This window comes from Peribacillus sp. NPDC094092, from assembly GCF_050279365.1.
Classification (GTDB): domain Bacteria; phylum Bacillota; class Bacilli; order Bacillales; family DSM-1321; genus Peribacillus.
The window spans coordinates 1-7,926 of record NZ_JBNNUC010000017.1; the positions used below are offsets into that span (position 1 = coordinate 1).

6 protein-coding genes are annotated in these 7,926 nt (G+C 38.4%); 1 reads left to right on the plus strand and 5 read right to left on the minus strand.

Going from position 1 to position 7,926, the window contains the following annotated elements; genetic code table 11:
* Window positions 1-636: 636 nt before the first annotated feature.
* Window positions 637-1,194 carry a shikimate kinase gene (locus tag ACQKNS_RS27235; RefSeq protein WP_230304103.1) on the plus strand — a complete coding sequence of 186 codons (558 nt, stop codon included), beginning with the start codon at window positions 637-639 and terminating at the stop codon, window positions 1,192-1,194.
* A 120-nt stretch (window positions 1,195-1,314) separates the two neighbouring features.
* On the opposite strand, the gene ACQKNS_RS27240 is transcribed toward ACQKNS_RS27235, so the two are convergent.
* The 5 genes from ACQKNS_RS27240 to ACQKNS_RS27260 all read right to left on the minus strand — a co-directional run bounded on the left by ACQKNS_RS27240 (window position 1,315) and on the right by ACQKNS_RS27260 (window position 7,007).
* Complete coding sequence (locus ACQKNS_RS27240) at window positions 1,315-2,328, minus strand: LacI family DNA-binding transcriptional regulator (RefSeq protein WP_427646321.1); 1,014 nt, start codon at window positions 2,326-2,328, stop codon at window positions 1,315-1,317.
* A 214-nt stretch (window positions 2,329-2,542) separates the two neighbouring features.
* Window positions 2,543-3,751, minus strand: a complete 1,209-nt coding sequence (locus tag ACQKNS_RS27245) for an MFS transporter (RefSeq protein WP_427646322.1) — start codon at window positions 3,749-3,751, stop codon at window positions 2,543-2,545.
* A gap of 279 nt (window positions 3,752-4,030) precedes the next feature.
* Window positions 4,031-4,915: a quinate/shikimate dehydrogenase gene (locus tag ACQKNS_RS27250; RefSeq protein WP_098373846.1), complete on the minus strand. Its 885-nt coding sequence runs from the start codon at window positions 4,913-4,915 to the stop codon at window positions 4,031-4,033.
* Window positions 4,916-4,975: 60 nt separating this feature from the next.
* On the minus strand, window positions 4,976-5,737 hold the full coding sequence (aroD, locus tag ACQKNS_RS27255) for a type I 3-dehydroquinate dehydratase (protein ID WP_427646325.1): 762 nt from the start codon (window positions 5,735-5,737) through the stop codon (window positions 4,976-4,978).
* A gap of 67 nt (window positions 5,738-5,804) precedes the next feature.
* Window positions 5,805-7,007, minus strand: coding sequence for an MFS transporter (locus ACQKNS_RS27260; RefSeq protein WP_427646327.1), 1,203 nt, complete (start codon window positions 7,005-7,007; stop codon window positions 5,805-5,807).
* Between the last annotated feature and the right edge of the window lie 919 nt (window positions 7,008-7,926).

The following is a 7,926-nucleotide window of genomic DNA, read 5'->3' on the forward strand; positions in this document are numbered from 1 at the left end:
GAAATGTTTGACTTGCTCATTTGCTTTTTTGATAGTGTGTGCTCACTTAAAATTTAACGTTGGCGCTTTGTTTTGTTCAGTTTTCAAAGAGCAATTTCACAATCGTCCTTTCGGACGGCTGTTTATTCATCATAACATCTTATTGATTAGTTGTCAACTTCTGCGAAGTTTTTAACTTATTTTAAATCGCTGTATTTTTCAGCGACCATTTCATCTTATCATTTTCATAGTAAGAAGTCAATAGTTATTTCTTTCTGCAATCTGCCGAAAGTGATGAAGTTTTTCGTTTGTCTTAGTTGGTGCTTATTTATATTAATCCTTTCCCCTTATAAAGTCAACACATTTTATACATTTCTTTGTTAAATGATTTAATCACTTATTAATCCATAAAACCTGCAAGCGATAGATAACGGCAATATCAAACTATAGATGAAGAAACATATAATTAGACGTATAAATCGAATATGAAAACAGATTGTTCCTTTCTAATGGATTGATTTAAATAAACCGCTAAATCACGGAATTCCATTGTCCAAATATTAAAAAATTTTTTTACAATTTTACTTTCTTGTACTATAATAAATATATTTTAAAAATTTCAGGAGAGACTTTTAAAGTTGGGAGAGGGATTTATAAATGATTAATAAAAACACATCTTTGAGGATGCAAAGTATCGTTTTTATTGGCTTTATGGGGGTAGGAAAGACGACGATCGGTCAGAAAGTAGCAAGGAAATTATATAGGGACTTTATTGATATAGATCAAGAAATTGAAAAGGAATTCAATATGCCCACTACAGAAATATTCAAGAAGTTTGGGGAAAAAGCTTTTCGCGAAAAAGAAAAAAGTGTGATTGAAAGCTTTAGTCAACAACAATTGAAAATCATTTCAGTTGGAGGCGGGGCATTTTTACAAGAGGATATACGGAATATCTGTTTATCCAATTGCATTGTCTTTTATCTGGACTTATCTTGGGAATACTGGAAAGAGAGAATAGGCTTACTAATTGATAGTAGACCTGTTTTACAAAGTCGGTCCCTTGAGGAAATCGAAGAACTCTTTTACACGAGACAAGAAATATACTCCTATCATCATTCAAAAGTGAATACCAATGATCTTGATGTTGATGAAGTGGCAGACTTCATAGTCGATTCATTGAAAGTGGCCTGGGATATTTATGAACCGCTTAAGTAAGATCATCCTTTTTGTTATGTAATCAATATTCCCAATAAAAGAATAATAGAAAAGATGAAAAGGGTACAGCGGTACGGATACTAGCCTCCTGTAAACTAATCACCTTTTTATTTTTCTTTTTTAGGAAGACTCTCTAATAATCAGTTCTGGATTCAATATGATTCGCTGTTGTTCACGTTCAATTTTCTCCATTTGCTGATACAGAAGATTCGCTGCCTCTTTTCCTATACGTCTAGGGAATGAGGAAATGGTCGTTAGCGGAGGATGATAGATTTCTGCGACCGGAACGTTATCGAACCCTACGATATCTATATCTTTTCCAGGTGTATATCCTTTCATCATTAATCCTTGCATAACACCGAAGGCAATTAAGTCACTAAAGCAAAAAATCGCCGTAGGCGGATTAGGATTCTCAAGTACTTTCAATACAGCCTCCAGCCCCCCTTCCCGTGTAGGGGCACTATCTATCACCAGCGATTCATCCACTTCCAATCCAGCTCTTGAAAGAGCTTCACGGTATCCCTCCATTCTCTCGATCCAAGTAGAAGATTCCTTGATGCCACCAAGGAGCGCAATTCTTGTATGCCCCTTTCCAAGGAGATGATCAACAGCAATCCTGGCTCCTTCTGGATAATCTATGCCTACATAGTCACTATTCACTCCAGGCAGTTCCCTAACAGCAAGGACCATCGGCGTGTCAATTTCATTTAACCGTTCAATTGTATCTTGTGAGCTTTCAGAGACAGGACAAAGAATCAGGCCTCCCACCCTATGTTCCATCATGGTCGAAAGGAGATGGTCTTGCTTGGCAACCGAGTCGAATGTAGTCCCCAGCAACACTGTATACCCAACCTCATCCAATGCATCGTGAACGCCTATCAGGAATTCAGAAAAAAAGGTATTTGATATGTCGGTAATAATGATTCCTACAGTATCGGAACTCTGCGACCTTAGGTTTGCTGCAATTCTATCGTAGACATAGCCCAATTCGTGCATGGATTTTAATACCTTTTTTCGCGTCGCTTCCGATATTCGGGGGTTATTACGAACGATAAGGGAAGCGGTGGATGTAGATACTCCAGCATGTTTTGCTACCTCTTGCAGCGTGACCCGCCCTTTTTTGGATTGTTTCATAGTTCAATCACCATCTTGAATGTATTTTTGATGTACTTATTATTATCATGTTCTTACTATAATAATAATATAGTTACTGTCATTATTACACCCTTGCTTTTGGGACATGGGTTTCTTAATGACACTCCAATGCATCTATATCCAATATTCATCAGTCCAAAAAAAACGCCACCCTGGTTCTGGAAGGTGGAGTTTTAATAACCCTTCAATATTTTTAGCCATGGTTAAACATGGTCTGGTGCTGTGTCAATTTTTTATACCGGTAATAAACAAAAGCTGCAGCTAGGATTCCTATGGTTGCAATAAAGCAATCGAAAAGAAATATATGCGATATATCCCCACTCTTAGCGATCAGGCCCGTTGCAATTGGCAAAATGACGCTCGCCAAACTGGAAGCAGTTGCAACGATCCCTGTTACAGTCCCTTTTTTCCTCCAGAAAAGTTCAGTCATTATTGCAATGGTCAATTGAAATATCCCAGCTGTTGATGCCCCAAGGAAAAAGGAGCTAATGCTTAAGACAATAGCTGAATGTATCGTTAATATGATGATTACTGTAAGTAAAGTAATCATTGGATATATCAATACCACCGTCACGGGCTTAATCCATTTGTTTAATAAGATGGATAATAGCAGGACGGAAATCAGTGATCCCACACTATAATAGCTCAATAATTTAATTGCACCTGAAGATGACATCCCTGCAACTTCCTGGCCGAAACTCGGTAACCAGATTTGCGAAACTGTAAATAACGCAGTTGATGTAAATCCAATTATGATTAACGCGACCCCCTCGCTCCAAAATTTAGGTTCAGTTATGAACCTGTTCATACGCAAACCCTCCTCATGACCGGCAGCATCGGATTTGCTTTTGGGAAATGAAGCGGACAACATAAAAAACATATTCATGAAATAGATGACAGCCGGTAATAAAAATGCAATCCCGTAAAATAACTGGTTCCTAGTAAGAAACAAGATGAGGAATGGCAGGATGGTTGCACCAAGTGAACCAAAAGCCTTGACCATAACACTGGCGGAACCAGCAGATTCAGGAAACATTTCCGTTAGAGCCGGATATGTACCTGCATCCATGGCTGAGTTGGAAATTCCCGCAAGCAATGCAAATACAAAGGCCATTTCATATGTGGGGGAAAATGGAATCCCAACTAAAAAAACTCCCATTATTACCGAAGAGACAATGATCAATGGCTTTCTTCCAAATTTATCAGATAATACTCCCGAGAGACCATACGTGAGTAATCTGCCTATTCCTATTGCTGCAATAAGATAACTGATGCCAGTAGAGTCCGTATCCCATTGTTCTGTTAAAGAGGACATGTTTGAGGCGAGAATTATATTAACCATCCCCAGCAGGAAATAGTTAATATACATGCCAGATGCCGCTTTGTAATACTGATTTTTCATTATTACACCCCTATAATAAATCACGTTGTGTTTCTCCCCTAGAACACTTTAATGCAAAATATAATTCCATTAAAGCCTTCCCTTTATGATATCCATTTAAATGAAAACCACTTTTCAAAAAAAAACGCTAAGAAAAACAAGGGATTTCACTCCCTGCGTTTTCTTAGCTCCGAGGTTACTGCACTCATTTGGTGGTGATCATATACCGATGATTCACATCGAGTATGAATAAACCTCTATTACGATAAAATGGAGAATAATCTCCAGAGTGGAATCTTTTTATTCTGCAAACAATTGCTCTTTGATGTAATCAACAGGCATCTGTTGACCTGTCCATAATTCAAAGGCCAATGCACCTTGCCAAAGCATCATCCCAAGACCATTAATTGCTGTAGCACCGGCAGCCTCAGCTTGTTCCATTAGTTTAGATTTACGGGGGATGTAAACAACATCGGTTACGATCAAATCAGGACGCAGCATTGATTCGTCTTGAATGACACTTAATCCTTCAAGTGGTTTCATGCCAACGCCAGTTCCATTTGCCAAAATATCACTAGTTGCGATTTCAGCCTTTAATTGTTCAACATTTTCAAGAGGATAAACATTGGCTTTCACATTTAAATGCTTCATATCTTCATTGATGATCCGTACATTCTCTACTGCTTGCGGGAAGAAAGCATCATCACGAGCAAAAATGCTGATTTCCGCCACACCTTCCAGCGCAGATTGAATGGCAATTGGAGTAGCAGCCCCGCCAGAACCGATAAGAGTCATTTTCTTGCCTTTAATATCTATACCATGTTCTTTTAGGTTCCGAGTATATCCCATTCCATCGGTACTGTGGCCCACGAACTTTCCATCGACATTGACAACTGTATTAACGGCCCCGGAAAATTTAGCACTGTCTGCCAGTTCATCAAGGTATGGAAGTATTTTCATTTTATTAGGCATGGATACGTTAAATCCTTTTACATTTAATGCACGCATTCCTTTGACTGCATCTTCCAGCTGTTCGTTTCCAACCTCAAATGCTAAATAGGCGCAATTCAAGCCTAATTTATCGAAAGCCAAATTATGCATGGCAGGTGATAAAGAGTGTCCGATAGGTGTTGCCAGCAATCCTACCAATTCTGTTTTTCCATTAATTCGTCCTAAATTTTCCATGTTCTATTCCCCCTGATTTTTAAAAATTTATATAAATCCCTTCTTGGAAGGAATTATGGGTTAAATGTTTTGATCAATGATCTCCAATACATCCCTTAATTGACTAACAGGAATTTGTCCTGGGGCAGATGCTTCTTTTCCGGCTCCGAATGTACAAGCAGATCCAAACACCGCACCTGATAATCGACTGACCAGACCTGTGCCCGACATTGACATCGTAATGAATGGACGATTGGCATACTTGGTTTTCATCGTGTAAGTTGCATCTAATAACACGAGTAAGTCGCCGACAGTTTTGGGCATTACAGCGATTTTGGGAATATGGGCTCCAAACTCCTGCATTTTACGCAATCGGTAAATGATTTCTTCTTTTGCTGGTGTCTTATCGAAATCATGGTTACACATTACTACGTATACGCCATTTTCCTCAGCTACCTTTACCGTCTCCTTCACTGACGATTCTTCAAAAAATAATTCTACATCGACAAGATCAATATTCTTCGTTTTAATTGCTGTATGAAGAAGCTGGAAATAATAATCATCTCTGATTTCCTTGTTCCCGCCTTCTTTATGGCTTCTAAAAGTGAAAAGCAGCAAAGTATTGGGTATGGCACTTCTAAGTTTGAAAACCATATTCGAAACGGCTTCTAAGCTTTCAACGTGTTCATAGACATCTACACGCCATTCAATGATATCCGGCTGTAGCGCATTTACCGTTTCTACTTCTTTAAGCAGTTCTTCTTCAGTAGTCCCCATCAGTGGAACGATGATCTTTGGAACCCCTTCTCCTATCGTAACGTCCTTGATCGTGATTGTTTGCATGGTGTTTCCCCCTTTATCATTATTATCAGTGGGGCTCCATGCCCCGCTGATGTTTGGCCTAGACCGATTAATTGGCATCCTTAATTACCTTTTTATATCGATAGGCAACGAATATGGCCAATAAGATGCTAACTACCGCAATTGCCACATCAAACAAGAAGACCGCAGTTAAACCAGCACTCTTAGAAATGATACCTGTAACGAATGGTATGATGATAAAGGCTGAACTAGCTGCAATGTTTACATATGAAGTAATCGTCCCTTTATTGGCTGGGAAGAATTCTGTTATTATCGTCATGGCCAATTGGAACACCCCTGCAGTTGAAAGCCCAATGAAGAACGCGCTCAAAACAGTTATGAATGGTTGCTGGATGTAAATGAGTGACAATAAAGATAATGCCGCAATGATCGGATAGATAATCATGACGGTAATGGGCTTAATCACTTTATTCAATAGAACTGCTAGTAAAATGACAGAAACAAGGGAGCCGATGCTATAGTAACTAAGCAATTGAACAGCCTTAGCCTGGGTTAGCCCCAATACACCTTGTCCAAAGTTCGGGAGCCAGACTTGAACGAGCATGAATAAAGCAGTTGATGTGAAGCCTAATAGTATGACGGCCAAACCTTCCTGAGCAAACTTCGGTTTTGAGAGGAATTGGTGGTGAACAGGCATAGCTTGTGCATCATCTTGATTCTGGTTTTTAGCTTTATGATCCGGGAATGAAACCTTAAGCAGGAAAAATCCATTAACAAGATAAACAGCAGCCATTAAAAAGAATGTATACCCGTAAAACATATCTCTAGCTATAAAGAACGCCATGATAAATGGCAAAAGCGCAGCACCGACTGAGACGAACGCTTTTATTAATACGGTTGCGGAACCAGCTTTCTTTTGAAAAGCCTCAATAAGTGCCGGGTACGTTCCCGCATCCAAAAATGAGTTTGCAATACCAGCACACACAGCAAATATAAATGCCAGTGTATAGTTAGGAGCCAAAGGTATACCTATGAGGAAGATCAGGTAGATAAAAGATGCTGAAACAACAAATGGTTTCCTTCCTAATTTATCTGACAGTCTACCGGCGAAAAACAAAGAAACTAACTTACCGATACCTATGGCAGAGACCAAGTAACTTATCCCTGAGGCACTTGTATTTAATTGGTCAGATAAATTTTCCATATTTGACCCAATGATAATATTGATCATGCCTAAAATAAAATAGCTAATATATAAACCTGTTGCCATTTTTATAAATGGATTTTTCATGAAACACACCCCTATTAAAAAAGTTATCGAAATGCAAATTGATTCTTAAGTCTTTCGGAAGTTTCCCCCTTGCCCCATACCTAAATTTAAGAAACAAAATTACTTACTAAATGAAAACAATAAACTTCATTAGGTTAACTGCTTTAGTTAGTACATCGTTCTACTAACTCCACTAACTAGTATATCGTTCTACTAATATTAGTTCTTTTTAGTACATCGTTCTACCAATAATATTAGTATATCGTTCTACTAATACTTATGATTAGCTTCTGTATTCAAAGGTATTGAATTTACACTTAAGTTAAGTTAATCAGTTAACTTTTCAGTATATCGTTCTACTGGATTATTATACTGCTCTAATTTAATTGTGTCAAACTCATCAAGCAGTCCATAAAAACTATAAGGAGATGCCTCATCCTCATTATCTCCAAATTCCAGAGGTACTCATTTCGGATCCAATTTACCTTATAAGTTCAGCCATACCTTGGAGCTGTTACTGTTCATACAAGATGAAGAACGCTTTTATTTGCTGTTGCACAAATTATTCTATTATTTATGAAGGCTTCCTTCTATTCTCGATTTTTTAGTTACCAGTTTCTGAATAAATTTCTTTTTAACTAAAATATATGCACTGCTGTTTATTTACATCCAATTCCCCAGTCATTTGAGATCGATTTTTATAACTCGTGTCTAAGTAATGATGGAAGAATGTCTCGCTTATATCCTAAGTTGAGGATGGGTCAAAACGATTCTCAATATGAAAGGAAACAATTTTCGATTTCAGCCACTCTCAGTGGTGATATAACAACTTTGGGTTCATAACGCAAAAAAAGACCAGCCGGATGGCTGATCTTTTTGAATGGCTTGGCGGCGTCCTACTCTCACAGGGGGAAACCCCCAACTACCATCGGCGCTGAAG

What these genes read in the sequence shown, in the direction of transcription:
- ACQKNS_RS27235 (WP_230304103.1), top strand. Translation starts at nt 637, where the DNA reads ATGATTAATAAAAACACATCTTTGAGGATGCAAAGTATCGTTTTTATT.
- ACQKNS_RS27240 (WP_427646321.1), bottom strand. Translation starts at nt 2,328, where the DNA reads ATGAAACAATCCAAAAAAGGGCGGGTCACGCTGCAAGAGGTAGCAAAA.
- ACQKNS_RS27245 (WP_427646322.1), bottom strand. Translation starts at nt 3,751, where the DNA reads ATGAAAAATCAGTATTACAAAGCGGCATCTGGCATGTATATTAACTAT.
- ACQKNS_RS27250 (WP_098373846.1), bottom strand. Translation starts at nt 4,915, where the DNA reads ATGGAAAATTTAGGACGAATTAATGGAAAAACAGAATTGGTAGGATTG.
- aroD (WP_427646325.1), bottom strand. Translation starts at nt 5,737, where the DNA reads ATGCAAACAATCACGATCAAGGACGTTACGATAGGAGAAGGGGTTCCA.
- ACQKNS_RS27260 (WP_427646327.1), bottom strand. Translation starts at nt 7,007, where the DNA reads ATGAAAAATCCATTTATAAAAATGGCAACAGGTTTATATATTAGCTAT.